Source organism: Streptomyces tateyamensis (assembly GCF_003205575.1).
Classification (GTDB): Bacteria; Actinomycetota; Actinomycetes; order Streptomycetales; family Streptomycetaceae; genus Kitasatospora; species Kitasatospora tateyamensis.
Genome location: NZ_PYBW01000140.1, coordinates 1 through 24,662 on the forward strand (window position 1 = coordinate 1; position 24,662 = coordinate 24,662).

22 protein-coding genes and 1 tRNA gene are annotated in these 24,662 nt (G+C 73.7%); 11 read left to right on the top strand and 12 right to left on the bottom strand.

Annotation, left to right across the window (positions count from 1 at the left end; all coding sequences use genetic code 11):
• Positions 1-35: 35 nt before the first annotated feature.
• Entirely contained in the window at positions 36-254 is a 219-nt protein-coding gene (locus C7C46_RS29260; RefSeq protein WP_110672942.1) for an FmdB family zinc ribbon protein, read from the bottom strand.
• Positions 255-399: 145 nt separating this feature from the next.
• Between C7C46_RS29260 and C7C46_RS29265 the strand changes: the two genes are divergently transcribed.
• Positions 400-474: transfer RNA gene (locus tag C7C46_RS29265), tRNA-Val, on the top strand.
• A gap of 306 nt (positions 475-780) precedes the next feature.
• On the opposite strand, the gene C7C46_RS29270 is transcribed toward C7C46_RS29265, so the two are convergent.
• On the bottom strand, positions 781-1,122 hold the full coding sequence (locus tag C7C46_RS29270; RefSeq protein ID WP_110672943.1) for a hypothetical protein: 342 nt from the start codon (positions 1,120-1,122) through the stop codon (positions 781-783).
• Between the two features lie 138 nt (positions 1,123-1,260).
• On the opposite strand from C7C46_RS29270, the gene C7C46_RS29275 reads away from it, so the two are divergent.
• From C7C46_RS29275 to paaI, 3 genes are all read left to right on the top strand, one after another.
• The gene (locus C7C46_RS29275) at positions 1,261-1,626 is read left to right on the top strand and encodes an MmcQ/YjbR family DNA-binding protein (protein ID WP_110672970.1); all 366 of its coding nucleotides are present in this window, start codon (positions 1,261-1,263) and stop codon (positions 1,624-1,626) included.
• Positions 1,627-1,679: 53 nt separating this feature from the next.
• On the top strand, positions 1,680-2,087 hold the full coding sequence (locus C7C46_RS29280) for a hypothetical protein (protein ID WP_110672944.1): 408 nt from the start codon (positions 1,680-1,682) through the stop codon (positions 2,085-2,087).
• Positions 2,088-2,154: 67 nt separating this feature from the next.
• On the top strand, positions 2,155-2,574 hold the full coding sequence (paaI, locus tag C7C46_RS29285) for a hydroxyphenylacetyl-CoA thioesterase PaaI (protein ID WP_220040716.1): 420 nt from the start codon (positions 2,155-2,157) through the stop codon (positions 2,572-2,574).
• Between the two features lie 6 nt (positions 2,575-2,580).
• On the opposite strand, the gene C7C46_RS29290 is transcribed toward paaI, so the two are convergent.
• From C7C46_RS29290 to C7C46_RS29325, 8 genes are all read right to left on the bottom strand, one after another.
• A complete protein-coding gene (locus tag C7C46_RS29290; protein ID WP_110672946.1) occupies positions 2,581-3,939 on the bottom strand; it encodes a KamA family radical SAM protein in 1,359 nt (452 codons plus the stop codon).
• Positions 3,936-5,645, bottom strand: coding sequence for a class I adenylate-forming enzyme family protein (locus tag C7C46_RS29295; protein WP_110672947.1), 1,710 nt, complete (start codon positions 5,643-5,645; stop codon positions 3,936-3,938). The genes C7C46_RS29290 and C7C46_RS29295 overlap by 4 nt, the downstream gene beginning before the upstream one ends.
• A 55-nt stretch (positions 5,646-5,700) precedes the next feature.
• The gene (locus C7C46_RS29300; protein ID WP_281278597.1) at positions 5,701-7,023 is read right to left on the bottom strand and encodes a flavin monoamine oxidase family protein; all 1,323 of its coding nucleotides are present in this window, start codon (positions 7,021-7,023) and stop codon (positions 5,701-5,703) included.
• Positions 7,020-7,331, bottom strand: coding sequence for an acyl carrier protein (locus C7C46_RS29305; protein WP_110672948.1), 312 nt, complete (start codon positions 7,329-7,331; stop codon positions 7,020-7,022). The genes C7C46_RS29300 and C7C46_RS29305 overlap by 4 nt, the downstream gene beginning before the upstream one ends.
• On the bottom strand, positions 7,328-8,890 hold the full coding sequence (locus tag C7C46_RS29310; protein WP_110672949.1) for an amino acid adenylation domain-containing protein: 1,563 nt from the start codon (positions 8,888-8,890) through the stop codon (positions 7,328-7,330). The genes C7C46_RS29305 and C7C46_RS29310 overlap by 4 nt, the downstream gene beginning before the upstream one ends.
• Before the next feature lie 543 nt (positions 8,891-9,433).
• Complete coding sequence (locus C7C46_RS29315; RefSeq protein WP_110672950.1) at positions 9,434-9,661, bottom strand: acyl carrier protein; 228 nt, start codon at positions 9,659-9,661, stop codon at positions 9,434-9,436.
• On the bottom strand, positions 9,658-11,646 hold the full coding sequence (locus C7C46_RS29320; protein ID WP_110672951.1) for an HAD-IIIC family phosphatase: 1,989 nt from the start codon (positions 11,644-11,646) through the stop codon (positions 9,658-9,660). The genes C7C46_RS29315 and C7C46_RS29320 overlap by 4 nt, the downstream gene beginning before the upstream one ends.
• 117 nt (positions 11,647-11,763) lie before the next feature.
• On the bottom strand, positions 11,764-12,807 hold the full coding sequence (locus tag C7C46_RS29325) for a GntR family transcriptional regulator (protein WP_110672952.1): 1,044 nt from the start codon (positions 12,805-12,807) through the stop codon (positions 11,764-11,766).
• A gap of 161 nt (positions 12,808-12,968) precedes the next feature.
• Here C7C46_RS29325 and C7C46_RS29330 point away from each other — a divergent pair, with 161 nt between their 5' ends.
• Entirely contained in the window at positions 12,969-14,561 is a 1,593-nt protein-coding gene (locus C7C46_RS29330) for an MFS transporter (protein WP_110672953.1), read from the top strand.
• A 145-nt stretch (positions 14,562-14,706) separates the two neighbouring features.
• Here C7C46_RS29330 and C7C46_RS29335 read toward each other — a convergent pair whose 3' ends face one another.
• Positions 14,707-17,490, bottom strand: coding sequence for a penicillin acylase family protein (locus C7C46_RS29335; protein WP_425470139.1), 2,784 nt, complete (start codon positions 17,488-17,490; stop codon positions 14,707-14,709).
• Positions 17,491-17,723: 233 nt separating this feature from the next.
• Here C7C46_RS29335 and C7C46_RS29340 point away from each other — a divergent pair, with 233 nt between their 5' ends.
• From C7C46_RS29340 to C7C46_RS29365, 6 genes are all read left to right on the top strand, one after another.
• Positions 17,724-19,025, top strand: coding sequence for a glycosyltransferase family 4 protein (locus tag C7C46_RS29340; RefSeq protein ID WP_110672954.1), 1,302 nt, complete (start codon positions 17,724-17,726; stop codon positions 19,023-19,025).
• On the top strand, positions 19,022-20,194 hold the full coding sequence (locus C7C46_RS29345; RefSeq protein WP_110672955.1) for a glycosyltransferase: 1,173 nt from the start codon (positions 19,022-19,024) through the stop codon (positions 20,192-20,194). Before C7C46_RS29340 ends, C7C46_RS29345 begins: the two co-directional genes overlap by 4 nt.
• Positions 20,191-21,069, top strand: a complete 879-nt coding sequence (locus C7C46_RS37460; RefSeq protein ID WP_110672956.1) for an SGNH/GDSL hydrolase family protein — start codon at positions 20,191-20,193, stop codon at positions 21,067-21,069. Before C7C46_RS29345 ends, C7C46_RS37460 begins: the two co-directional genes overlap by 4 nt.
• A gap of 476 nt (positions 21,070-21,545) precedes the next feature.
• Complete coding sequence (locus tag C7C46_RS29355; RefSeq protein ID WP_110672957.1) at positions 21,546-22,745, top strand: sensor histidine kinase; 1,200 nt, start codon at positions 21,546-21,548, stop codon at positions 22,743-22,745.
• A complete protein-coding gene (locus C7C46_RS29360) occupies positions 22,742-23,407 on the top strand; it encodes a response regulator (protein WP_110672958.1) in 666 nt (221 codons plus the stop codon). Before C7C46_RS29355 ends, C7C46_RS29360 begins: the two co-directional genes overlap by 4 nt.
• A gap of 46 nt (positions 23,408-23,453) precedes the next feature.
• On the top strand, positions 23,454-24,089 hold the full coding sequence (locus C7C46_RS29365; protein ID WP_110672959.1) for a nucleoside/nucleotide kinase family protein: 636 nt from the start codon (positions 23,454-23,456) through the stop codon (positions 24,087-24,089).
• Positions 24,090-24,096: 7 nt separating this feature from the next.
• On the opposite strand, the gene C7C46_RS29370 is transcribed toward C7C46_RS29365, so the two are convergent.
• Positions 24,097-24,585: a hypothetical protein gene (locus C7C46_RS29370; protein WP_110672960.1), complete on the bottom strand. Its 489-nt coding sequence runs from the start codon at positions 24,583-24,585 to the stop codon at positions 24,097-24,099.
• Positions 24,586-24,662: the final 77 nt, after the last annotated feature.

Genomic DNA, 24,662 nt, shown 5'->3' on the forward strand with positions numbered 1-24,662 from the left:
CTCGTGAAACGCCGAGGCCGGGGACGCCGTCGGGGTCAGCCGCAGCAGCCGCCCCCGCAGCACCCGCCGCCCCCACCGCTCGGCGCCTGGGCACCGCCCCCGCTCGCCGTGCCGGTGACGGCGATCGCGGAGAGCAGCTTGGTGGTGTCGGTGTGCCCCTGCGGACAGACGGCGGGGTCGTTCGCCTGCGCCATCGCCCGACGCAGCTCGAAGGTGGCCCCACAGGTACGGCAACGGAACTCATAACGCGGCATGCCCGCAGCGTACCCGCGAGCGCTGCTTTGTAAGAGCAGAGCTCGCTGGCGGTCGGCCGGCCGCCCGATCTGCCCGTTTTCGTCCAGCTGGGCACTTTCGCACTCGGCCCCGGCGCGCGGAGCAGGTACTCTTGCCTTTCCATGCGGGCGCGTAGCTCAGTGGTAGAGCGCTGCTCTTACAAAGCAGATGTCGGCGGTTCGAAACCGTCCGCGCCCACCAGCGAAGAGGCCCCGGACCGATCATGGTCCGGGGCCTCTGGCATCGAGGGCTGAGATCAGTGGCAGCGGTTGAGCAGGTGGTCGTCGGGCGCCTGCCGAATCGTGAGGCCCCGGTAGATCGCTCCGGTCTTCATGGCCACGACGCTGACGCCCTCGACCTCGGTGACCGTGACCGTGGTGTCCGCCGAGGTCCAGAAGCCGCGGAAGACCGGCGTCCGTCACGTCGGTGCGCCGTTCAGTCGGCTCTCCGTCAGACGACACCAGCCCCACCGGAAGTGATCCGATGGGGCTGCGCCGTATCGTCAGGTCAAGCGGATCCCTGGCCGGCTTCACCGGCTTCGAGGAAACCCCGGTAGACGATCGCCAGCACCGCCGCGTAGGCGTGGATCTCTCTGGCGTTCGCCAGAGCGTCCCCGGAGTACTCCGCGCACAAGGCATCGGTTCGGGCCTTGATGCTGTGGAGCTCGGCCAGGACATCCGCACCCGACGGCCTGAACAGGCCGGTCCCCATGAACCCCTTGACCACCGAGGCATGCTCATCGGCCTCGCCGAGATCGCCGCGAAGCACCCGCAGTTCCGGCGTTGAGCCGACGGGTGGATACGGAATGCGATGCCAGAGGGTGTAGGCATCCATGAAGCTCAATTCCATGAGTCCTCGCAAGATTCAGCCACTTGCGCTTCACGAGTGGTACGTGACGACCTTGCCATCCCGTGACGTGATCAGCAGCTCGCCCGTTTCCCTGTTGAGGTACGTGAACCTCCGAGCGCTGGTCCTACTGTGGTGACCGTGGTGAATGCCAGCGACGTCCGTCGTATCGCCCTGTCCCTCCCGGAGACCGCGGAGAGGGAGGCGTGGAGCATGCCCACATTCCGGGTCGCAGGGAAGATGTTCATCACCGTGCCCGATGACCAGACCTCATTCGCCGTGCGGTGCCCCAAGCACGAGCGGGCGGAGCTGATCGCTTCGGAGCCGGAGAAGTTCTGGGTGCCCCCGCACGAGGCGAGTTCCGCCTGGGTGCGGGTGCGGCTCGGTGCGTTGGAGGACATGGCCGAGCTGTACGACATTCTGGTGGACTCCTGGAAGCAGGCCGCACCGGAGCGGCTCCTGGAGGCCTTCAATCCGCCGGGGCCCGATGGAGGCGTTCGGACGTGACTCGGCCGGGTTCCACCCCGGTGTCCTGAACCGCCTGTCCGTCCAGCTCGGGTGTGATCACCCAGTCCACGGCGCACCAGCCGCACTCCGGCGCCGGCTACGCCTGGCTCGGCCACGCGGCCGGCACGGACGACTCGCTCAGCCAGAGCACCGAGACCACCCCCGGCTACACCCGGGCGAGCCTGTCCTTCTGGCTGCACGTGGACTCGGCCGCCGCGGCCGCCGGCCCCGGGGACACGCTCACCCTGGAGCTGGACGACCAGTACTCCGGCCAGCAGATCGCGGTGCTGCGGAACCGGTCCAACCTGGACGCGAGTAGCGGCTACGTCCCGGTCTCGATCGACCTGACGCCTTACGTGGCGCCCGAGTTCGGCTCCACGGTGGTGGTTAAGTTCAGCTCGCACGAGACCTCGGGGCAGACCGCGTTCCTGATCGACGACAACTCGTTCCACCTGAGCTGACGGTGGTCCGGTGGGCTCCGTCGGGGTTCGTTGACACCCGTGGACCGAGCGGATCAAGATGGCCGCCATGGGAGCCGAGGACACCGACGGGGTCAGCCGGGCGCGGGAGATGGCCGACCGGGATCCGACCAACCGGGCGTTGGGGATCGAGCTGGTGGAGGTGGGGCCCGGGCGGGCGACGCTGCGGATGCGGGTCGGCGAGGCGATGCTCAACGGGCACGGGACGATGCACGGCGGGTACCTGTTCCTGCTGGCCGACGCGGCGTTCGCGGTGGCCTGCAACACGCACGGCCCGGTCACCGTCGCGCAGGGGGCCCAGGTCTCCTTCCTGCGCCCGGCCCGGGCGGGCGAGGAGCTGACCGCGGCGGCCGTCGAGCGTGAGCGGGCCGGGCGCAGCGGGATCTACGACGTGACGGTGCGCCGGGCCGGCGGCGAGACGGTGGCCGAGTTCCGCGGCCAGAGCGCGATGCTGGCCGGGCGCCCGTAGGTCACGTCACGACTGCCGGAGGCGCCACCACCGCTGCCCGGCCTCGGCCAACGAGTGGATCGGGTCGTAGTAGGCGTACCGGCGGCCCGGGTCCGCCTCGGCGCCCGCTCGGCTCTCGGCGGCGGTGCGGTAGCTCTTGGTCCAGTAGGAGATGCCGCGTTCGCGGTCGTACTCGGCGACCTGGTGCACCCAGCGCTTGCCCAGGTCGGGCACGTCGCAGACCATCCGCGGGGTGGCGTAGCCCGGCAGGTAGCCCATGATCGCCTCCTGCAGCCGCTGGGCCCGGTGCAGCGGGATCCGCCAGTGCTCGCTGCCCGGCACCAGGTCGCACAGGTAGAAGTAGTAGGGCAGCACGTTCGCCTCGCCGTGCAGCGCGAAGCACAGGTCGAGCAGTTGCTCGGGGGTGTCGTTGACGCCGGCCAGCAGTACGCCCTGGTTGCGCACGTCGCGCAGACCCGCGTCCAGCGCGGCCCGGGCTGCCTGGGCCACCAGCGGGGTGACCGACTGCGCGTGGTTGGCATGGGTGTGCAGGGCGAGGTTGACCGCCCGGCGGGCGGCCACCTTGGCCACCCGCTCGAGTCCCGCCAGCACCTCGCCCTGCAGCCAGTGCTGCGGCAGGCCGACCAGCGCCTTGCTGGCCAGCCGGATGTCGCGCACCGAGGGCAGCTCCAGCAGCCGCAGCAGGAAGGACTCCAGCCGCGGCCACGGGACGTTGGCCAGGTCGCCGCCGGAGACCACCACGTCGCGCACCGCCGGGGTGCGCTTGAGGTAGTCCAGCATCTGCTCCTGCCGGTCGCGCGGGCGCAGGGTCAGCCGGGCCTTGGCGACCTGCGGGGTCGAGGTGCCGACCAGGTCCATCCGGGTGCAGTGGCCGCAGTACTGCGGGCAGGTGGCGACCAACTCGGCCAGCACCTTGGTCGGGTAGCGGTGGGTCAGCCCCTCGACCACCCACATCTCGGTCTCGTGCAGTGAGTCGCGCTGGGCGTACGGGTGGCTGGGCCACTGCGGGTCGCGGTCCCGGGCCATCGGCAGCAGGTAGCGGCGCAGCGGGTCGGCCAGGAAGGCCTCGGTGAAGGCGGCCGCCTCCAACTGGGCCGAGGGCACCATGGTGTTCAGCAGCTGCGGCGTGACCAGGATCGGCATGGTGGCGAACTGCTCGGTGTCGGCAGTCAGTTCGGCGTACGCGTGGTCAAGCAGCAGCGGGCCGAGCACCCGGCGCAGCTGGACCGCGCCGCGCACGCTGTGCAGGCGCTGCCACTGCGGGTCGCGCCACTCGGTCGGGGTGACCTGGCGCCAGCCGGGGAAGCGGCGCCAGTCCGGCTCCACCAGGACGGTGCGCCGGTACTGGTAGGGCGGCGTGGTCATCGGTGGGGGGACTCCGAGCCGGTGAAGAGCGTGGCGTACCTGGTCCGCAGCTCGCGCTTGAGCACCTTGCCGGTCGGTCCGAGCGGGTAGTCCGCGGCGGTACGGGCCACCCGGACCGCGGCGAGCGGGCTCAGCCCGGCCTCGGCGAGCAGCTTGTTGGCGTCCGCGAGCAGCGCGCCGCAGTCCGCACCCTCCTGCAACTGGACTACCGCGATCGGCTGTTGGCCGCCCTGCGGGACCGGTACACCGACCACCGCGCAGTCCCGAACGGTCTCGGCGCAGTCGGCCAGCAGCACCTCCTCGATCGGCAGGCTGTAGACCGGCCCGGTCGCGGTGTCGATCACGTCGACCGTGCGGTCCAGGTGGTAGAACCGGCCGTCGGCGGCGCGGCGGGCCACGTCCCCGGTCAGCCAGTAGCCGGCCAGCTCGAAGCTGCTGGTCAGCTTCGGGTCGCGCCAGTAGCCGGGGGTCCGCGAGGGGGTCACCACGCCGAGCAACCCGACCGTGCCGTCGGGCAGTTCGGTGCCCTCGTGGTCCAGCACGGCGGCCTTGGTGACCACCTCCAGCGGCTTGCCGACGCAGCGGTCGTCCCGCTCGCTCTCCGGCGTCGTGACCTGGCCGAACAGCGCCATGCCCATCTCGGAGGAGCCCAGGCCGTCGACGAACTGCGAACCCGGCAAAGGCTGTTCGGCGGCTGCCTCGCTGGGCAGCAGCCAGGGCCTGATCAGCCCGGTCGGCCGCTCGCCCAGGGTGACCAGGCGGCGGATGTGCCCGTAGTGCGCGCTGTCCCCGGTGTTGAACCAGGAATGCACCCTGGCCGCACCCCGCACGGGCAGCTCGCCGGTGGCCAACTCCACGAAGGTGCGCGGGAAGGAGGCCACCATGGTGGGCTGGAAGGCCTCCATCACCGGCTCCACCACGGCCCGGCGCCAGTCGCCCATCACCACGGTGGGCAGCCCGAGCAGGGTGGCGGTGAGGAAGTAGCTCAGGCCGCCCGCGTGGGTGTGCGGCATCAGCGACATCAGCCGGTCGTCCGGCTGCGCCGGGAAGCGGAGCATCCGGGGCTGCTTGCCGTCCCAGAACTGGTGGTGGCCCAGCATCGTCGACTTGGGCGTGCCGGTGGTCCCTGAGGAGTGGATCAGCCCCACCACGTCGGCGGCCGCGTGCTGGTACGGGTACGGGTCGGGCAGGGTCGCGCCGGCCGTGTCGAAGGCCTGGATCTCGGCGGCCGGGACCAGGAACCGCGGGCGGCGCTCGGGCCGGGCGCGGTAGGCGGCGGCGAGGGCCGTAGGGTCGTCGGCCACGATGCCGACCGCACCGACGTGGTCCAGGTAGCGGACCATCAGATCGGGCCGCATCGCGTCGTTGACCAGTGCCGGGATCGCGCCGAGCGCGGTGAGCGCGAGGAAGTGCAGCAGCGGTTCCATGCCCTCGGCCACCACCACGCCCACCGGGTCGCCCGGGCGCACCCCGTTGGCCCAGTACCAGCGGGCGTAGTCGTCGCGCAGTGCGGCCAGGTCCAGCAGGCTGTAGCCGCGCAGCAGCACCTGGCCCCGGTGGTCCAGCGAGTGCCGGTACAGGTACGGCACCGCGTGGTGCGGGTTGGCCGCGATCGCGTGGTCGAGGAAGTTGCCCGCGCCCAGGCCGGGTTCGGTCATCAGGCGTTCACGGGCGGCGAGCGGGGCGATGGGGCTGGGCTCGGACATGTCGGTCTCCCGAGGGGTCGTGGGGGAGGGAGGAGGGTGGTGGGCGCGTCGGGGTTCAGCAGGTGGCGAGGAGCTGCGCCGCGGCCCGGTGGCCGGAACGGATGGCGCCCTCCATCAGGCCGAAGAACTCGGTGCTGGTCTCGGTGCCGGCGAAGAACAGCCGCTGGTGAGCGGCGGCGAGCTGCGGGCCGTGCGCCAGCCAGTCGCCCGGGCCCAGCAGGGCGGCGTAACAGCCGTGGCTGTACGGGTCGTTGACCCAGTCGGTGACCAGGCAGTCCGTGGGCGGCGGCAGTTCGGGGAAGAGCCGGGCGGCGTGCGCCTCGGCGGCGGCCCGGCGCTGCTCGGGGGTGAGCGCGGCGAAGCGGTGCGCCTCGGCGCCGGTGACGAAACCGGTGAGCACGCCGGGGCCGGCGTCGGCGGGGGAGTCGTCCACCGTGGAGAGCAGCGGGCCGGTGGCGCTGACCGACCAGCCGGACAGGCCGTGACGGCGCCAGAGCGGGGCCGGGTAGACGAGGTGCACCTTGATCGCGCAGCCCGGGGTGGTGTGGCGGCCGGCCCGGGGAGCGGGCAGTGGCGGCTGGTAGCTCAGCGCCTCGGCGAGCAGCGGGGGCAGGGCGAGTACCACGGCGTCCGCCGGGTACGCGGCCCGCTCGGTGACGACGGTCGCACCCGTCGCCTCCTGATGGACCGTCCGCACCGGTTCGCCGGTCCGGACCCGGTCGCCGAGCCCGGCGGCCAGCCGCTCGCAGACCTGGTGGGCGCCGCCGGCCACCCGGTCCTGCTGGGCGCCGCCCTCGAAGGCGTTGAGGTAGCGCAGCCCGCCGCCCGAGCGCAGGTAGAAGGCCATGTGCAGGACCGAGACGGCGGCCGGGTCGGCGGCCATCATCTCGCCCAGGAAGAGCGGGAAGAAGGTGCGCGCGTCCGGGTGGCTGAGCTGCTCGGCAGCCCATTCGGCGGCGGTCTGCCGGTCCAGCTGCTCGGCGCCCGGAGTGCGCCAGGGCGCCACCGGGTCGATGCGGGCGGTCAGTTCGGCCAGCCGGTCGAAGAGGTCGCCGAGGGCGACCGCAGCCAGCGGCGGGAACCGGCCGGCCTCGGTCCGGGCGTCCTGGCCCAGGTCGAAGCGGCTCGCGCCGTGCATCGTGGTGGGCGTGGTCTTGATTCCCAACTCACTCAGCAGCAGGTGCAGTTCGGTGTGCCGGTCGCCCAGGTAGGCGGCCCCGGCGTCGGCCCAGGCGTCCGGGGCCACCTCGATGCCCCGGGTGCGGCCGCCGACCCGGTCGCGGGCCTCCAGCACGGTGACCTCGACGCCGTGGCGGGCCAGTGCGGTGGCGGCGGTCAGTCCGGCCAGGCCGGCCCCGACCACCACCGCGCGGGTCAAGCCCCCACCTCGCTGCGCTCCGCAGGGGCTTCGGCCATGGGCACCTGCAGAACTGTCCGCTCGCGGACGCCCGCCCCCAGCGCGGCCACGCGCTCCGCCAGGGCGGCGCCGGTGGGTGCCATCAGGAAGTCGTCGAAGGTGAGTTCCACGCCGAACTCGCGGGCGATCGCGCTCAGTACCCGGGTGGCCAGCAGCGAGTCGCCGCCCAGCTCGAAGAAGTCCTCCTCGGGGCCGGCCTGCGGCGCTTCCAGCACCCGGCGGACGATGGCGGTGACCGCCTCGGTGCGGGCCGCTGCGTCAACGGTCATGGCTGCTCGCTCTCTTGAGTGGGGACCGTGTGCCGCCGGTGGGTGGCGGCGCGGTCGACCTTGCCGCTCGCGGTGTGCGCGAGTTCGGCGACGACGGTGATCCGGCTGGGCACCAGGTGGTCGGGCACCCGGCTGCGCAGGTGGGCCCGGAGCGCGGTGCGCAGGGTCTGCGGATCGGCGTTGCCGCGCCGCGGGACGACGTAGGCGACCAGCGCCGAGCGGCCGGCCAGGGTGGCCCCGGTGACGGCGGCGGCGCCGACTTCGGGGTGGGCGGTCAGGTGGGCCTCCACCTCGGCGGGGTCGACCCGGATGCCGCGCACCTTGAGCTGGTGGTCGAGCCGGCCCTGGTGGACCAGCAGACCTGCGGCGTCCCGGCCCACCCGGTCGCCGGTGCGGAACCAGCGCCCGGTGCGGCCGGCCGGGGTGGTGAACCGCTCAGCGGTGGCCTGCGCCAACTCCCGGTAGCCGAGCGCCAGAGCCGGGCCGCCGATCAGCAACTCGCCCTCCTCGGTGACCAGTTCGCGCACGTGCGGGAGCGGGCGGCCGAGCGGGGCGCCGACCCGGCCGGGCAGCAGCTCGGCGGCGTGGGTGATCAGGGTGGTCTCGGTGCAGCCGTAGGTGTTGAGCAGCCGGATCCGCGCGGTGTCCAGTGCGTGCCAGTCGGCCAGGGCGGCCGGGCTGACTGCCTCCCCGCCGATCACCACCAGCCTCAGGCACGAGGGGAGTTGCTCGCCCTGGTCGGTGAGGTGGCGGACCAGCTCGTGCCAGAAGGCGGTGGGCAGGTCGAGCACGGTGACCCGCTCGCGCGCCACCAGGCGCAGGAAGCGCGGGAAGGAGCCGCTGTGCGCGTCCTGGTCCAGCACCAGGGCGGCGCCCGCGGTGAGGGTGGGCAGGATCTCCTCGAAGCAGGTGTCCCAGTTGAGCGAGGCGAACTGGAGCACCCGGTCCTCGGGGGTGAGGGCGAAGAGGGCGCGCAGGGCGGCGACCGTGGTGGAGATGGCGCGGCGCGGGGTGAGGACGGGCTTGGGGGTTCCGGTGGAGCCGGAGGTGAAGAGCAGGTAGGCGGGGTCCTCCGGGGCCGCAGCCGCAGCCGCAGCAGGGGCCGCAGTCGCAGTCGCAGCCGGGGCCGCTACTGCAGCCGGGGATGCTGCCGCAGCCGGGTTCGGGGCCGGGTCGGTGAGGTCCAGCACGGTCAGGCCCAGGGCGGCGGCAGTGGTCGCGGGTGCGCCGATCGCGGCGGTGCAGCCGGCGGCGGCCAGCAGGGCGGCCTGGCGCTCGGCGGGGAACGCCGGATCGATCGGGCAGTACGCGCCGCCGGCGGCGAGCACCGCGAGCAGGGCCACCACGGTGTTCGGCGTGCGGTCGGTCCAGACCGCGACGGTGCCCGGGTGGTGCCCGATCCGCATTGCCGCGGCGGCGACCCGCTCGGCCAGTTGCTGGTAGCTCAATTCCTGTCCGTGATGCCGGACAGCCGGCCGCTCCGGAAATTGCCGCACGCCTTCGGTAAAGGCGTCGAGCAGGTCGGAGGCGTCCGGGGTGATGCCGTCATGGTTTGACATGCCTACCCCAAGTAATACCCGCCGAGACCGTGTTCGGCCTCGGCGAATGGGGACTCTACAGACGAACGTACGCACCCACAATGGGGCTCGTTGCCACTGATCCCAACGGTTCTGACGGGTGGTCAGCGAGGTGGGGGAAGGTAATTGTCATGCTCGTGAAATTCGGCACCGGGGGAAATTGGGGAGGGAATGCGCGGGCAATTCGGCAATTCGTCCATTGTCGGCCGGCGAGTGGTCCGGCGGGGATTCCGCGGTGCGGTCGCTGCTGGTGCGGGGCCTGGGCGGGTGATCGGGTGCGGGGTGTGCGTACGCAGATCGTCCGGGGCGGGCGGCGGAGTCGATCTTGCTGAGGTGAATGTGGCGCAGCCTTCTGTCAGCTGATGTGATTTCAGTATCTGAGAGGCTCCGTCTCACAGCGTGGTTGATCCGCAGGGTCGAGCGGACTGGGGGAGCAGTGGTCGGGCAGGCACAAGTGATGGGTGTGGCTGGGGTGGTGAGCCGTCGGCGGTGGCCGGTGCCGGGGTTCGGAGCCCGAGGGGCCGGCTAGCCGGCCAGTGCCACCTGGTAGATCTCGGCGAGGGTGGGGGCCTCCAGGATGCGGGCCAGGGAGACCGGCCGGCCCAGGCGCTGCTCCAGCGCGCTGAGCAGCCAGATCAGGTGGACCGAGTCCCAGCCGGGGACCTCGTCCAGCCCGCGGGGCAGGTCCTCGGTGCTGACCGGCATGCCCAACTCGTCGCGGAGCAGGGCGAGGAAGTCGTCGACGGTGTTCAACGTGGTACCCCCACGAGGTCGGTGCTGAGCTGCAGGTGGTCCGGAAAGGCCGGGAGTTCGGCCAGGTCGTGGCGGAAGGTGAGCAGGCCGGGCCGGCCCGCGTCGGGTGCGGCGTCGGGCAGGGCGTCGGCTGCGGGGTCGAGGGTGAAGCCGTAGCGCGGGTAGAAGTCGCGCACGATCGCGTTCTTGGCGCCGGGCCGGTAGCGGCCGAGGACGGCGCCGAGCCCGAGCGCCCGGGCGTGCGCCAACAGCGCGGCCAGGCAGGCGCCCTCGATGCCCCGGCTGAACACCCGGCAGCTGAGCAGGAAGTTGTCGATCACCAGTTGGCCGGCGTCCCGGCGGGCCAGCACCAGCCCGACCAGCCCGTTCGATCCGAACCGGTCGCTCGCCCGCACCCCGAGCACCAGGGCGCCCGGCCGCGCGGCCCGGGCAGCCAGCTCGGCGGGCTGCAACCGCTCGGTGGCCAGGTGGAACTGGTTCGTGCGCAGGGTCAGTTGGGCCGCGCGCGGCAGCTCCTCGGGGGTCAGCGCGGCGAACTCGACCCGGACCGAGAGCTCGCGCAGGTAGTCGTCGAGCGAGCCGAAGGCGTGCAGGAAGTCCCGGCGGTCCAGCTCTTCGCGGTAGCGGGCCACCCGGGCGCGGTCCTCGCCGGTCAGCTCGAGCACGTCGAACCAGCCGTCCCGGAGCAGCTTCTCGGCGTGCAGGGCGGGTTCGCCGTCCACCGCGACGGTGGCCACGGCCGGCAGCGCGTGCCGGACCAGGCCGAGCTCGTACGGGCTGTCGTCCACGAAGACCAGGCTGTCCAGGCCGATGTTGAGGTCGGCCGCCAGCTCGGCGAGGTTCTGGTCCTTGGGGCGCCAGTTGGCGGTGATCCGCAGCAGGTCGGCCTCGCGCAGGGTCATCCGGGGGTGGTCCCGGAAGGCGGCGCGGACCGGTTCGGGCTCGTTCTTGCTCACCACGGCCGTCATGACGCCCTGGGCGGCGAGCTGTTTGACGGTGCGCTGGAAGGCGGCGAAGGCCTCGCCCCGGTAGCCGTCGGCGACCTCGATCCCGTCCGGGCCGTCCTCGCCCAGGGTGCCGCCCCACAGCGTGTCGTCCAGGTCCAGGACCAGGCACTTGCGGGTGCGCCCGGTCAGGTGCCGGGCCAGGTGGCCGAGCTCCCGGGCGTAGCGGGCGAGCAGCTGGTTGGACAGGTGGGCCTTGGTGTAGCGGGCCAGGCGCGGGTCGCGGGCGGGCAGCCCCTCGGCGAGCAGCGGGTCCAGGTCGACCACCACCAGGCCCGGGTGGGCGGCGGCGAGGTCGAGCAGCCGGGCGTTGGCCCGGCGCCACAGCGCGCCGAGCTCGGCGCGGGAGCGGTGGTCGACCAGTTGGCGGGCGTAGGCGGCGGGCAGCGGGAGGGTGTTGAGGACCAGGGTGGCGCGGCTGGTGGCGGTGAAGGTGGCCACCAGGCGCTCGATCAGGTCCAGCTTGGCGGTCAGCACGGGTGCCAGGTCCGCCGGGCGCCAGGGGAGCGGGGCCTCGTCGAAGACCACCTCGGGGTCGAGCAGGCAGACCGTCAGGTCCGGCTCGAAGGCGTACAACTCGCTGTCCGGGTCGGCCAGGTCGAAGACGTAGGAGTCGAACTCGCTGACCCGGTGGCGCAGCAGCAGGCCGTGGCGGGCGAACTCGGCGGCGAGCGCGGGCGGCAGGGCGGCCAGGGTGCCGTGACCGGTCAGCGCGACCGAGAGGATCGGGGTGGCCGGGTGGGCGGCGAGCACCTGGTCCGGGTCGAGGCGGGCCAGCAGCAGGCCGGTGCGGGCCAGTTCGGGATCGGTGAGGTCGGCGAGCAGGGCGGCCAGGCGGGGGTACTCGGCGGCCAGGCGGCCGGCGCGGTGCAGGGCGAGGAGCTGGTCGGCGGCGGACAGGTCGGCGGCGGAGGCCGGCCCGGCCGCCGGTAGGCCGGTGGGCGGACCGGTGGTGGTGCTCGCGGTGGGGGCGGAACTCATGGGCGCGGCCGTTCCCTTCGCGAGGCGGGGCGCGGCGGATTCCGCGCCCCGCCACGGTGCCAGGGCCGGCTAAAGGCGGGCTTGCGAGGTGTGGCCGCGTCAGGCTCCGGCTGTGCGTCAGTCCCGGGGTTCCAGCAGCGGCGTCAGGCCGTCCAGGATGCGGGCGAGGGCGAACTCGAAGAGCAGGTCGAGGTCGAAGTCGAAGTCCTCGTGGCCCATCTCGACCATCAGGCGGCTGAACGCCGGGAACCCGCCGCCGGCCAGCACCTGCAGCATGTCGCCCTCCTGGGCGGCCAGCCACTCCTCCTCGGTCATCGCGGTGCGCCGCTGGTCGTTGGCCTCCATGTCGAGGTTGACCGCGATGCCGCGGACCAGGGCGAACATCATGATGTGGATGTAGAGCCGGGTGCTCGACTTCAGGCCCGCCTCCTCCAGCGAGGCCAGCACGTACTCGCCGTGCCGCAGGGCGCCGGGCAGCGGGACCGGGCGGGTCAGCGAGATGGTCTGGGCGAGCCAGGGGTGGCGCCGGTACAGGCCCCACTGGACCCGGGCGATCGCCGCCAACCGCGGGCGCCAGCCGCTCAGTTCGGCGGGCGGCAGCGGGACGCCCGCCAGCATCCGGTCGGCCATCAGGTCGACCAGCTCCTCCTTGCCCGCCACGTGCCGGTACAGGGCCATCGGGGCGACGCCGAGCTCGGTGGCGACCCGGCGCATCGAGACCGGGCCCAGGCCCTCGGCGTCGGCGACGGTCACCGCGGCCTGCACGATCCGGTCGCGGGACAGGCCCTGCTCGCTCTCCCGGTGCTCGCGGCGGCGGGTGGCGGCGGGTTCGGCGGCAGCCCGGGAGGAGGCGGGCTTCGCCACGGGCGCCTTGGGGGTGGCCGCCCTGGGGTGCGCGCCGAGGGTCACCGCCGGCTCCAGGCGGTCGGCCCCCGGCGCCACGACCGTGCCCGCGCCCGGCTGCGAGCGCACCAGCCCCTCCTGGCGCAGCGTGGTGAGCGCCTTGGTCGCGGTGGCCATCGCCACGCCCCACTCCTGGGTGATCTGCCGGGTGGACGGCACCCGGTCGCCGGGGCGCAGTGCACCACTGGCGATCCGGCCCCTGAGCTCGGCGGCGATCCGCAGGTAGGGCGGGGTGGTGGGGGAGAGCTCGGTCGTCATAACAGAAGTGTACTAGTGCGTCTGTGAATCAGGCATCCCCCCGGGTCGAATTTCCCCGTTGCATAGGGCAGTGCACTATGCGTACCCTGTACACGGAAGCGAGCGTACGGCGTACGCTCGACCGACTTCGGCTTGCCCGTACCAGACCTGGGGGAAGTGCCATGACCACTCAACTCCTGCCGCAGCAGGCGCCGTCCACCGCCGGGCGGCGCGCCTGGCTGGCGCTGACCGTGCTGATGCTGCCGCTGCTGCTCGTCTCGATGGACGTGTCGGTGCTCTACTTCGCCGTCCCGTTCATCAGCAAGGACCTGCACCCGAGCAGCACCCAGCAGCTGTGGATCTTCGACATCTACGGCTTCGTGCTGGCCGGCCTGCTGCTCACCATGGGCGCGCTGGGCGACCGGATCGGCCGGCGCCGACTGCTGCTCGGCGGGGCGCTCGCCTTCGGCGCGGCCTCCGCCCTGGCGGCCTACGCGGGGAGCGCGGGCACCCTGATCGCTGCCCGGGCGGTGCTCGGCATCGCCGGTGCCACCCTGATGCCCAGCACCCTGGGCATGGTGCGCAACCTGTTCCCGGACGAGAAGCAGCGCGGAAAGGCGATCGCCGTCTGGACCGTGGTCACCAGCGCCGGGATCGCGATGGGGCCGGTGCTCAGCGGGATCCTGCTGGAGCACTTCTGGTGGGGCTCGGTCTTCCTGGTCAACCTGCCGGCGATGGCGCTGCTGCTGGTGCTCGGCCCGGTGCTGCTGCCGGAGACCCCGCGGCTGCGCGGCGGCCGGTTCGACGTGCTGAGCTCGCTGCTCTCGCTGGGCGCGGTGCTGCCGCTGGTGTACGGGATCAAGGAGCTGGCCCGCACCGGCTTCGCGGTGCTGCCGATGGCCGCCCTCGCGGTCGGGCTGGCGGTCGGCGCGGTCTTCGTGCGGCGCCAGCAGACCCACCCGAACGCCCTGATCGACCTGGCCCTGGTGCGCAGCCGCGGCTTCGCCCCCTCGATCCTGATGAACGTGCTGGGCATGTTCGGGGTGGTCGGGATGGCTATCTTCGTCACCCAGTACCTCCAGTTGGTGCTCGGCATGAGCACCCTGACGGCGGCGCTGTGGAGCGTGCTGCCGAGCGTGGTGGTGGGCGGCATGGCCCCGGCCGCGGCGGCGCTGAGCGGCAGGCTGGGCAAGGCCCGGGTGATCGCGGGCGGCTTCGCACTGATGACGGTCGGGTTCGCGGTGCTGGCCACGGTCGGGGCGCACACCGCGCTGTGGGTGGTGCTGGTGGCCGCAGCGGTCTACGCCTCCGGGGCGATCGCGCTGATGTCGCAGGTCAGCGAGGTGGTGATGGCGGCCGCGCCGGCCGAGCGGGCCAGCACGGCCTCGGCCCTGCTGGAGTCCGGGACCGAGCTGGGCGGGGCGCTGGGGATGGCGATCCTGGGCAGCATCGGGACGGCGGTCTACCGCTCGGACATCGGCCACCACCTGCCGGCGGGGCTCCCGGCGGGCGCGGCCGCCCAGATCCGCGACTCGCTCGGCGGCACCGAGGTCTCGGTGGCCCAGCTGCCGGCCGGGGTGGCGGGCGAGGTGCTGGCCGCCGCCCGGGACGCGTTCAGCGGCGGCATGCAGGCGGCAGCCGTCGCGGCGGCGGTGGTGATGGCGGCGGGTGCGGTGCTGGCGACGGTGCTGCTGCGCCACCTGCCGCGCGCGGCAGTGGCGGCCCAGGTGGCGCAGCCGGCCGAGTCGGCCGACCGGGTGGAGGAGCTGGTCTGACGGGCCGACAGCAGGTCGCTGAGGGGGCACCCCGACGGGGTGCCCCCTCAGCACGCTGCTGCCAGTGCGTGCAGCGGAAGTCGGCCGGGCCGACTTCTGGCGGCTCGTCAAAGCAGGCATCGGCCGGCCGGGCCCTGGTGCTTGGTCAACGGTGCGTCGGGAACTCCACCACCTGTTGGTAGGTCGGGCGGTTCTGCCAGGTGGTCTTGGCGTCGGCGATGCCGCCGAGGGGGCGCTGGATGATGCTGTCGGCGCACCACTGGTCGCCCGCGGAGCAGTCGCCGTCGCCGGGGTAGACCTGGGCGGGGGTCTGGGCGGCGGCCTGGGCGAGGGTGGTGAGCAGGGTGCTGCGGCAGGCGGACTCCGTGCCGCAGAAGGACTGGGCGAGCGGGCCGGCCACCGGGGTGCCCAGGGTGGCGCGCAGGTCCTTGTCGAGGTAGCTCCACCAGCCGTACTGGAACGACGACCCCTTGTGGGGGATGGACTCGTTGGCGTCCGTGGGCCCGCTGGAGGGGCCGGTCTGGCCGCCGGAGGGGGACTCGTTGATCTGCAGGGCGCCGGTCAGCGCGGAGAACAGCGGGGCGCCGAGGCCGGGTTGGAAGACGCCCTGGGCGAGCAGCGGCCACCAGGCGTCGAGGGTGCGGATCGCGTCCGCGTCGGCGTAGGTGTGGCTGCCGGCGGAGGTCTCCACCCGGCGGGCGCCGTGCTGCAGCCAGGCCTGGAGCTGCTGGACGGCGGCGGCCTGCTTCGGGTCGGTGACGGGGGAGGAGGTGATGACCTGCAGCAGTTCGGGCAGCAGGTCCTCGCCGCGCAGGTCGGTCACCGCGGCGGACTCCATCGCCTTGGTGAGCGAGGAGCGGGTCACCCCGCCCGCCGCCACCAGGGCCTTGACCCGGGCGTCCAGCAGGTTGGCCCGGTGGACGGAGCCGTTGCCGAAGCCGGCGGCGCCGAAGTCCGCGGCCTGCTTGTTGTTCCAGGAGACGTAGTAGTCCTGGTCCACCGACTGCGGGTGCTGCGAAGCCGGCGTGTAACGGGCGGTGTTGGTGGCCGGGTCGAAGCCCTGCCACTCGTGGGCCGGGTCGGCCTGCACCGGCAGCCCGGGGTCGACGCCCGCCGCGCGCACCGGGTTGTTGCCCGAGTTGTAGTACGCCGTGTGCGAGGAGTCGGCGTAGAACCAGTTGAAGGTGTAGTTGATGTTCTGCGCGGCCTGCTGGAAGCTGGTCGGGTCGTGCACCGCACCGGGGTCGTTGAACATCTGGAAGCCGAGGATCGAGTCCGCCTCGTGCCGGTAGCTGGAGCGCAGCGAGGTGAAGGCGACCGGCTTGCCGCCGACCGTCCCGCGCGCTGTCACCAGGCCGTAGTTGGAGCGGTGCATCACCAGGGTGTACGACCCGGCGGCGGTGGAGTCCGCAGTGGTCGGCGCCCAGGAGTCGTCCCGGCTGAGGGTCTCGAACGGGGTGCAGACCCCGTGGTACAGGTACGAGGTGGCGGCCAGGGTGACCGGCGAGCCGTCAGGGGTGCACAGCGGCACGGCGTAGGTGTCCGTGATGTCCTGTCCGGCCGAGGTGGCGCTCCAGGCGTAGTCCTGGCCGCGGCCCAGCTCCACGTAGAAGCTCAGGCCGGCGAAGGCCGCGCCGCGGGCGCTGATCCCGGGGCCCTGGAGCTCCTCCAGCATCAGCAGCTGCGGGGCGAAGTAGCCGGTCTGCGGGCCGAACACGGCGACCGGGCGCCCGCTCGCGGTGTACTTCCCGGACACCACCAGGGCGTTGGACATGCCGTGCTTGGCGGTCAGCAGGTTGCCGGGCAGTACGCCGGCGGCCTTGGTGGCGGCGCTGGTGGCCGATCCGGTGGCGTTGTAGACCAGTTGCTCCGGCACCACCGACCCGGCGTCCGGCATCGCGACGCCCTGCGGGTCGCCCGGCGGCAGCGCGTACGGGAAGGACTGCCCGTCGTGCAGTGTGGTGACCGCCTCCGGGTCGTTGGCCTCGCGCAGCGAACTCCACAACTGGTCGCCCTGGACCGTCCCGTAGCGCGCCTCGGCGGCCTCCTTGACCTGGGCCGAGGCCAGTTCGCCGCCCCCGCCGGCGCCGAACAGCGCGCCGATCACCGAGGCCAGCGCGACCAGGTCGGTCAGCTGGAAGGGCTGGATCGAACCGGCGTTGGTGATCGCGTCGATGTGCCCGGTCAGGTCGTACTCGCCCGGGAAGGTGCGGGCGTTGTACGCCTGGCTGATGTACTGGTTGATCCCGTCCAGGTAGGCGCGGGCGTCGGCGAGCGCCTGCTTGGCCCGGTCGCCCGAGGTGGCCAGCACGTCGATCTGGCTCTGCAGTTCCGCCTCGGTGTACGGGGCGGCCTGCCAGAAGCTCTGCTCCAACTGCCGGTTGGCGGCCGCGCCGCCGGCGAAGCCGGACAGTTCGCCGCGGCCCACGTGCCGGAACAGGTCCATCACCCAGAGCCGGTCCTGGGCGGCCGCGTAGCCGGCGCCGAACTCGGTGCCGTAGCGGGTGGTGCCGGTGATGTGCGGGACGCCGGTGGCCTTGTCGCGCACGATGGTGACGTCCGAGCGCGGGCTGGTGCTGCTGGCCACCTGGGCGGCCGGGACGCCGAACGACGCGTCGTTGAAGAAGGAGCTCAACTGGCTGTCGGTGAGCCCGGGATAGGCGGAGGCGAGGGCGGAGTACGGGCCGAGCTGGTCGTCGGTGTGCGCGGGCCGGGTGCCGAACACCTTGTTGCCGAGGATGTCGGCCAGCGTGGCATTGCCGTTCTCGCCGGCGGGCAGGATGTCCCTGCACTGGGCGGCGCAGTAGTCCGGGGCGGTCGCGGGCAGGGCGGTGGCGCGGCCGGCCGAGGCAGTGGCGGCGCCGGGTGCGGCGGCCAGCAGCGCGCCGGTGAGCGCAGCGACGAGGGTGAGCCGCAGGCGTGGGGGCAAGGTCGGGCTCCTCACTCGGAGGTGGGGGTGGGAAACCTGACGGTAAGTCGGTTACTGGTCGGTTGGCTAGGTGGTGTGCGCGGATTTGTCATGATTCTTTGTCATGTCTTGATCGATTATGGGGCCCTGGTGGGGCCTTGGTGCATAAGGGTGCGGTAAAGCGAAGGCAACCGTTCGCCTGTGCGACAGATCCCTTTGGCCCTGCGCACGTTCTGTCCGGCAAGAACCATGGCATGCGTGTCGCCATCGTCACCGAGTCCTTTCCGCCGGAAGTCAACGGCGTAGCCCACAGCGTGCTCCGCACCGCCGAGCACCTGGTCCGGCGCGGCCACCAGCCCCTGGTGATCACCCCCGCGCCGGCCCGGGGCTCGACCGTCCCCGCCCACTCCTTCGGGCCCGACGCCACCGAGCTCCCGGTGGTCCGGATCCCCTCCCTCCCGCTGCCCGGCTACCCGCAGGTGCGGGTCGCCCTGCCCAGCTCCCGGCTCGGTGCCGCCCTCGCCGCGCACCAGCCCGACGTCGTCCACCTGGCCAGCCCGTTCATCATCGGCGCCCGCGGCGCCAGTGAGGCCCGCCGGCTCGGCCTGCCCTCGGTCGCCGTCTACCAGACCGACCTGGCCGGCTACGCCCAGGCCTACCGGGTCGGCGGCGGGCTCGGCGCGGCTGCCGCCTGGCACCGGATCCGTACCATCCACCGGTCCGCCGCCCGCACCCTGGCCCCGTCCACCCCGGCCGCCCAGGACCTCACCGCGCACGGCGTGCCCCGGGTCCACCTGTGGCCGCGCGGCGTCGACTCGCTGCGCTTCCACCCGCGCCACCGCGACCAGGCGCTGCACCGCGCGCTGGCCCCCGGCGGTGAGGTGCTGGTCGGCTACGTGGGCCGGCTGGCCCCCGAGAAGCGGGTCGACCTGCTGGCCGGGGTGGCCGCGCTGCCCGGCGTCCGACTGGTGATCATCGGTGACGGCCCGAGCGCCGGCATGCTCAAGGAACTGCTGCCGGGCGCGGTCTTCCTGGGCCGGCGGACCGGCGAGGACCTGGCCCGCTGTTACGCCACGCTGGACCTGTTCGTGCACACCGGTCCGCTGGAGACCTTCTGCCAGACCATCCAGGAGGCGATGGCCAGCGGCGTCCCGGTGGTCGGGCCGGCCGCGGGCGGCCCGCTGGACCTGGTCGGGCACCGGCGCACCGGACTGCTGGTGGCCCCGCGCGACGTGCGGGCGGTGACCGAGGCGGTGGCCGAGCTGGCCGCCGACCCGGCCCGCCGCGCCGCGTACGGCAAGGCCGGGCGGGCGGACGTTCGGGCGCGCAGCTGGGAGTCGATCGGCGACCTGCTGCTGCGGCACTACGCCGAGGTGGTGGCCGAGCACCGCGGCGAGCCGCTGGCCGAGCTGGTCAACGAGCCGGTGGCCGAGCGGTGTGCCGGGCCGGCGGCCGACCTGCTGGCCGAGCTGCCGGGGACCGCGCTGGTGCCCCAGCAGCAGAGCGCGGCCGACCGCGCGCAGACCGCCGAGCGGGCCGAGGAGCAGCCGGTATGAGGATCGTCCGGCTGGCGAACTTCGTCACCCCGGTCTCCGGTGGCCTGCGCACCGCCCTGCGCCACCTGGGCGCGGGCTACCTGGCGGCCGGGCACGAGCCGGTGCTGGTGATCCCCGGACCCGAGCACCGGGACGAGCAGACCGACCAGGGCCGGGTGGTCACGCTGCCCGGCCCGGTGCTGCCCGCCAGCGGCGGCTACCGGCTGCTCACCGACCGTCCGGCGGTCGAGCGCGCCCTGGCCGCGCTGGCGCCGGACCGGCTGGAGGTCTCCGACCGCACCACGCTGCGCTGGACCGGCAGTTGGGCCCGCGCGCACGGCGTGCCGGCCGCGATGGTCTCGCACGAGAACGCCACCGGGCTGCTGCGCACCCGCGGCCTGCCCGCACCGCTGGCCCGGTCGCTCGCGGACGGGCTGAACCGGCGCACCGCCCGCAGCTACGACACCGTCATCTGCACCACCGCCTGGGCCGCCGAGGAGTTCCACCGGCTCGGCGTCCGGCACCTGGTGCAGGCGCCGCTGGGGGTCGACCTGGCCCAACTGCACCCGGACCGGCAGGACCCGGCTGTGCGTGCGCGCCACGCCGAGCCGGCCCAGCCGCTGCTGGTGATGTGCTCGCGGCTGTCGCCCGAGAAGCGCCCGTGGCGGGCCCTGGAGGCGCTGGCCGAGCTGCACCGGGCAGGCGTGCCCGCGCGGCTCGTGGTGGCCGGCACCGGGCCGCTGCAGGCCAAGCTGGCGGCCCGGGCCGAGCGCGAGTTGCTGCCGGCCCGGTTCCTCGGGCACGTGGCCGACCGGTCCGAGCTGAGCGCGCTGCTGGCCACCGCCGACGTGGTGCTGGCGCCCGGGCCGATCGAGACCTTCGGCCTGGCCGCCCTGGAGGCGCTGGCCTGCGGCACCCCGGTGGTGGCCAGCCGGTCCTCGGCGCTGCCGGGCATCATCGGCGAGGCCGGGCTGGCGGCGCCCGACACCGGGGCCGGGTTCGCCGCCGCGGTGCGCGAACTGCTGGCCCGCCCCGAGGCCGAGCGGCGGGCCGCGGCCCGCGCCAGGGCCGAGCGGTACAGCTGGTCGGCGGCGGTCGAGGCGTTCCTGGCGGTCCACGAGCAGGGCGGGGTTGCGGCGGCCGGAGGCCGGGCGGCGCCGGGCGGAGCCGAGTTGGAGCCGGCCGGATGACCGCGCCCACGCTGCCGGACGGCGCGCTGGCCCCCGCCCCGCGGGCCCGCGCGCTCTGCTTCGTGGCGCTCGGCGACTCGGTCACCGAGGGGGTCGGCGCGCCGGCGGAGGGGGGCTGGCGCGGCTGGCCGACCCTGCTGGCGCCCTCGCTGGCGTCGGCGGGCGACACCGTCGAGCACCACAACCTGGCGGTCAGCGGTGCCCAGTGCGCCGATCTGACGGACCGTCAACTCCATGCGGCGCTCGCGTTGCGGCCGCAGGTGGCGGCCGTGGTGGTGGGGGGCAACGACACCCTGCGGGCGGGCTTCGAGATCACCCGCACGGTGGCGGCCCTGCACACCACGCTGGGCGAACTCGGCGCGGCCGGCGCGCTGGTGCTCACCGCCTGCCTGCCCGATCCGGGGGCGCTGCTGGGCCTGCCCGGGGCGCTGCGCCGGCCGCTGGCCCGGCGGATGGCGGCGGTGAACACCGCGGTGCACGAGCTCTCCGAGCGGCACCAGGCGATCCACCTGCACCTGGCCGAGCTGCCCTGGCTGCGGGACCGGGCACTGCTCAGCGCGGACCGGCTGCATCCGAGCCCGCTCGGGCACCTGCTGATCGCCCGTCAGTTCCACGCGCTGCTGGCCGCCCGCGGCCTGCCGGTCGGCGCGCCGCCGGCTGAGCTGGCGGCCCCGCCGGCCCCGTCCCGGGCGGCCGACCTGTGGTGGCTGCTCACCAGGGGCACCGCCTGGCTGGCCCGGCGCAGTGTGGACCTGATCCCGGGGCTGTGCGCGGTGGCGGCGGTGGAGTCGTTCCGCACCCTGTGCGGCCGGGCGCCGGCGATGGACGCCAGGGCGGTCGCCGAGGCCCGGGCGGCGGTGGCCTCGCTGCCGTGACAGCCGCCCCGGGCCGCGAAGCCGCAGCCACGGGCACCGGGTGGTGCGAGCTGCGCGGCGGGTGTCAGAGGTCCCGCCGCCGCACCGACAGCACCGTGATCGCCGCAGCCGCCGGCGCCCACGTCGCCAGTACCAGCCAGGCCCCGCCCTCGGTGCTGCGGAACGCGTCCCTGAACCACGCCGGGTGCCCGGTCTCGCGCAGCCGCTGCAGGCGTCGAGCGGCAGGACATGAGCCGGCACCGCCTGCCAGTGGTGGTTGACCGGGACCGCGGACGGCGCGACCACCAACACCAGGATCACTGGTCCTCCCGTAACGCTTCGTCAGGTCGGTTGCTCCGATCACAGTGCCGACCCTGGCGCCCGGCCGTACCTGCGGGCATCGGTCCGGCGGCGACAACCGGCGGCCGGCCCCGCATCCCGGGGCGTACGCCCGTGGGCCAATGCCGGCCCGGGACCGGACGGATACGATCGGGATCATGCCCACCACCGTCCGCCCACCGCTGCTGCGGCGCGTCCCGCCCGCCTGCTGGCTGCTGCTCGCCTGGTACGCGGGCCAGGTCGGCGCGAACTTCTACCGCGGCTGGCAGCAGGGGGTGTTCTGGTGGCTGCTGACGCCGAACGACCCGCGCCAGCTGGTCTTCAACCTCGGCCTGACGGCGGGCGCGGCCGTGCTGCTGCGCCGCCACCCGATGCCGGCGCTGCTGTTCAGCCTGGTCGACGCGGACTACCTGTCGGACGCCGCCGGCGACCAGGTGCCCGAACTCGCCTACTGCGCGGGGGCGATCGTCGCGCTGCACTACGTGGCCGCGAACTGCCGGCGGCGCACCTCGGCGGGCTCGCTGGTCCTGATCGCCCTCGGTGTCTCCTGGTACAACCGCGTGCACTCCTCTCCCTACCTGGTCCAGTTCCACCTGCAGAACACCCGGGTCTGGCTGCTGGTGCTGCTCTTCCTGGTCTCCTGGCTGAGCGGCAACTCGGCGCGGCAGAACCGCGAACACGCCGCGGAGTTGCGCGGGCAGGCGGCCGCGCAGGCGGTGACCGCCGAACGGCTGCGGATCGCCCGGGAGTTGCACGACATGGTGGCGCACAGCATCGGCATCATCGCGATCCAGGCCGGTGTCGGAGCACGGGTGATCGAGCGTCAGCCCGCCGAGGCGGCCAGTGCGTTGCGGGTGATCGAGACCACCAGCCGGGAGACCCTGGCGGGGCTGCGCCGGATGCTCGGTGCGCTGCGCCAGGCCGAACCGGGCCGCTCGGCGGCCCCGCTCGATCCGTCGCCCGGGCTGGACGGGCTGGCGGAGCTGGTGGCCCGGACCACCACGGCCGGGGTCCGGGTGGAGCTGCGCCGCAGCGGCGAACGGCGCCCGCTGCCGGCCGAGATCGAGCTGTCCGCCTACCGGATCGTCCAGGAGGCGCTGACCAACGTGGTGCGCCACGCGGGCACCGACTTCTGCCTGGTGGAGCTCGACCAGCGGCCGGACGAACTGGCCCTGGAGATCGTGGACGAGGGGCGCGGCGCCGACCCGGACCGGGCGGGCGGCTACGGGCTGGTCGGAATGCGCGAGCGGGTGGCGTTGCTGCACGGTTCGCTGCGGGCCGGCAACCGGCCCGACGGTGGTTTCCAGGTGTCCGCGCGGCTCCCGCTGCCGGCCTCGACGGGAGAGGAGTCCAAGTGATCCGGGTGGTTCTCGCCGACGACCAGCCGCTGGTCCGGGCCGGCCTGCGGGTGCTGATCAGCGACACCGAGGACTTGGCGGTGGTCGGCGAGGCGGGCAACGGGGCCGAGGCGCTGGCGCTGGCCCGCGAGCTGCGCCCGGACGTGGTGGTGATGGACATCCGGATGCCGGGCATGGACGGCATCGAGGCCACCCGGCAGGTCACCGCGGGCGAGGGCCTGGCCAAGGTGCTGATGCTCACCACCTTCGACGACGACGACTACGTGTACGGCGCGCTGCGGGCCGGGGCCAGCGGCTTCCTGGTCAAGGACATGGCGCTGGAGGAGATCCTGGGCGCGATCCGGGTGGTGGCGGCGGGCGAGGCGCTGATCGCGCCGAGCGTCACCCGCCGGCTGATCGCCGAGTTCGCGGGTCGGCCCGAGCCGGCCGCGCCCGCACCGTCGGTCCGGGCACTGGAGCAGGTCACCGAACGCGAGCGCGAGGTGCTCACCCTGGTCGGGCGGGGCCTGTCCAACAGCGAGATCGCCGCCGAGCTGTTCATCAGCGTGGCCACCGCCAAGGCCCACGTGGCCAGGCTGTTCAGCAAGTTGGAGGCCCGGGACCGGGTGCAGCTGGTGATCACCGCCTACGAGTCGGGCCTGGTGGCACCGCCCGGGCGGTGAGCGGGCAGGAGCGGGCAGGAGCGGCCGTCGGTGAGGAGGAGGAGCGATGCGACTGCAGCCGATCAGCTGGGCCGGGCTGACCACCGCGCTGGCGGACCGGATCGAGGCCCTGGCGCCCGCGGACGGCGGCGCCTGGCCGCGGATCGCGCTGGACGGGGCGCCGGCCGCCGAGCCGGGCCGGCTGGCCGAGGCGCTAGCCGAGGAACTGCGGCTGCGCGGGCGCGCGGTGCAGCGGGTGCCGGCCGGCGGCTTCCTGCGCCCGGCCTCGCTGCGGCTGGAGTACGGCCACCAGGACGCGGACGCCTACTACGGCGGCTGGCTGGACGACAACGCGCTGTTCCGGGAGGTCTTCACCCCGCTGGACCCGGGCGGCAGCGGGAAGATCCTGCCCGACCTGTACGACCCGGTCACCGACCGGGCCACCCGCAGTCCCTACCGCCGGCTCGCCCCGGGCACCGTGGTGCTGGTGGACGGGCCGCTGCTGCTCGGGCGCTGGTTCCCGTTCGACCTGAGCGTGCACCTGCTGCTCAGCCCGGCGGCGCTGGCCCGGCGCACCCCCGAGGCCGAGCAGTGGACGCTGCCGGCCTTCGCGCGGTACGCCGCCGAGGTCCGGCCGGAGGCCGCCGCCGAGCTGACGGTCCGATTGGACGATCCCAGGCACCCTGCCTGGAACGGTCCCTGACGAACCGTCAGGCGTGCGTGCTGGAACCCGGGCGGACCACCATCAGCACGGTGACCACGGCCCAGAGCAGCGAGAAGAGGCCGGTGCTCATGGTCAGCAGCTTGAGCCCGGCGAGCGCGCCGGCCCCGTCGGCCTCGCTGCTGACCTCGCCCTCGCCGGCCAGCGCGGTGACCACGGCCTCCTGGCGGGGCAGCATCAGGACCAGCACCACCAGGGCGGCGAGCACGGTCAGCACCAGCGAGGTGATGATCCAGGCGCTGCTCATCAGGTGCATCACCTGCGCGGTGCCGATGCCGAGCACCGGGACGGCGACGCCGATCGCGGCGTAGACCTGGGTGATCCGGTGCAGCACCCGCACCGAGCCGGCGGCACCGCTCTCGGGGCCCGCCGCCAGAGCGGTGCGCGCCACGCGCGGGAACATGCTGGCGGCGACAGTCACCGGTCCGATGGCGATGACGGCAGCCAGCACGTGCAGGCTCAGCAGGAACTTGGCCATGGGATCTTCGGCAGCCTTCACTCGGTCCGTCGGCCCACGCGCGCCGCGGGTCCGCCTGGCACGCTAACACCCGTCCC

What these genes read in the sequence shown, in the direction of transcription:
- C7C46_RS29295 (WP_110672947.1), bottom strand. Translation starts at nt 5,645, where the DNA reads ATGTCCGAGCCCAGCCCCATCGCCCCGCTCGCCGCCCGTGAACGCCTG.
- C7C46_RS29320 (WP_110672951.1), bottom strand. Translation starts at nt 11,646, where the DNA reads ATGAGTTCCGCCCCCACCGCGAGCACCACCACCGGTCCGCCCACCGGC.
- C7C46_RS29330 (WP_110672953.1), top strand. Translation starts at nt 12,969, where the DNA reads ATGACCACTCAACTCCTGCCGCAGCAGGCGCCGTCCACCGCCGGGCGG.
- C7C46_RS29345 (WP_110672955.1), top strand. Translation starts at nt 19,022, where the DNA reads ATGAGGATCGTCCGGCTGGCGAACTTCGTCACCCCGGTCTCCGGTGGC.
- C7C46_RS29260 (WP_110672942.1), bottom strand. Translation starts at nt 254, where the DNA reads ATGCCGCGTTATGAGTTCCGTTGCCGTACCTGTGGGGCCACCTTCGAG.
- C7C46_RS29270 (WP_110672943.1), bottom strand. Translation starts at nt 1,122, where the DNA reads ATGGAATTGAGCTTCATGGATGCCTACACCCTCTGGCATCGCATTCCG.
- C7C46_RS29355 (WP_110672957.1), top strand. Translation starts at nt 21,546, where the DNA reads ATGCCCACCACCGTCCGCCCACCGCTGCTGCGGCGCGTCCCGCCCGCC.
- C7C46_RS29310 (WP_110672949.1), bottom strand. Translation starts at nt 8,890, where the DNA reads ATGTCAAACCATGACGGCATCACCCCGGACGCCTCCGACCTGCTCGAC.
- C7C46_RS37460 (WP_110672956.1), top strand. Translation starts at nt 20,191, where the DNA reads ATGACCGCGCCCACGCTGCCGGACGGCGCGCTGGCCCCCGCCCCGCGG.
- C7C46_RS29365 (WP_110672959.1), top strand. Translation starts at nt 23,454, where the DNA reads ATGCGACTGCAGCCGATCAGCTGGGCCGGGCTGACCACCGCGCTGGCG.
- C7C46_RS29325 (WP_110672952.1), bottom strand. Translation starts at nt 12,807, where the DNA reads ATGACGACCGAGCTCTCCCCCACCACCCCGCCCTACCTGCGGATCGCC.
- paaI (WP_220040716.1), top strand. Translation starts at nt 2,155, where the DNA reads ATGGGAGCCGAGGACACCGACGGGGTCAGCCGGGCGCGGGAGATGGCC.
- C7C46_RS29305 (WP_110672948.1), bottom strand. Translation starts at nt 7,331, where the DNA reads ATGACCGTTGACGCAGCGGCCCGCACCGAGGCGGTCACCGCCATCGTC.
- C7C46_RS29290 (WP_110672946.1), bottom strand. Translation starts at nt 3,939, where the DNA reads ATGACCACGCCGCCCTACCAGTACCGGCGCACCGTCCTGGTGGAGCCG.
- C7C46_RS29370 (WP_110672960.1), bottom strand. Translation starts at nt 24,585, where the DNA reads ATGGCCAAGTTCCTGCTGAGCCTGCACGTGCTGGCTGCCGTCATCGCC.
- C7C46_RS29340 (WP_110672954.1), top strand. Translation starts at nt 17,724, where the DNA reads ATGCGTGTCGCCATCGTCACCGAGTCCTTTCCGCCGGAAGTCAACGGC.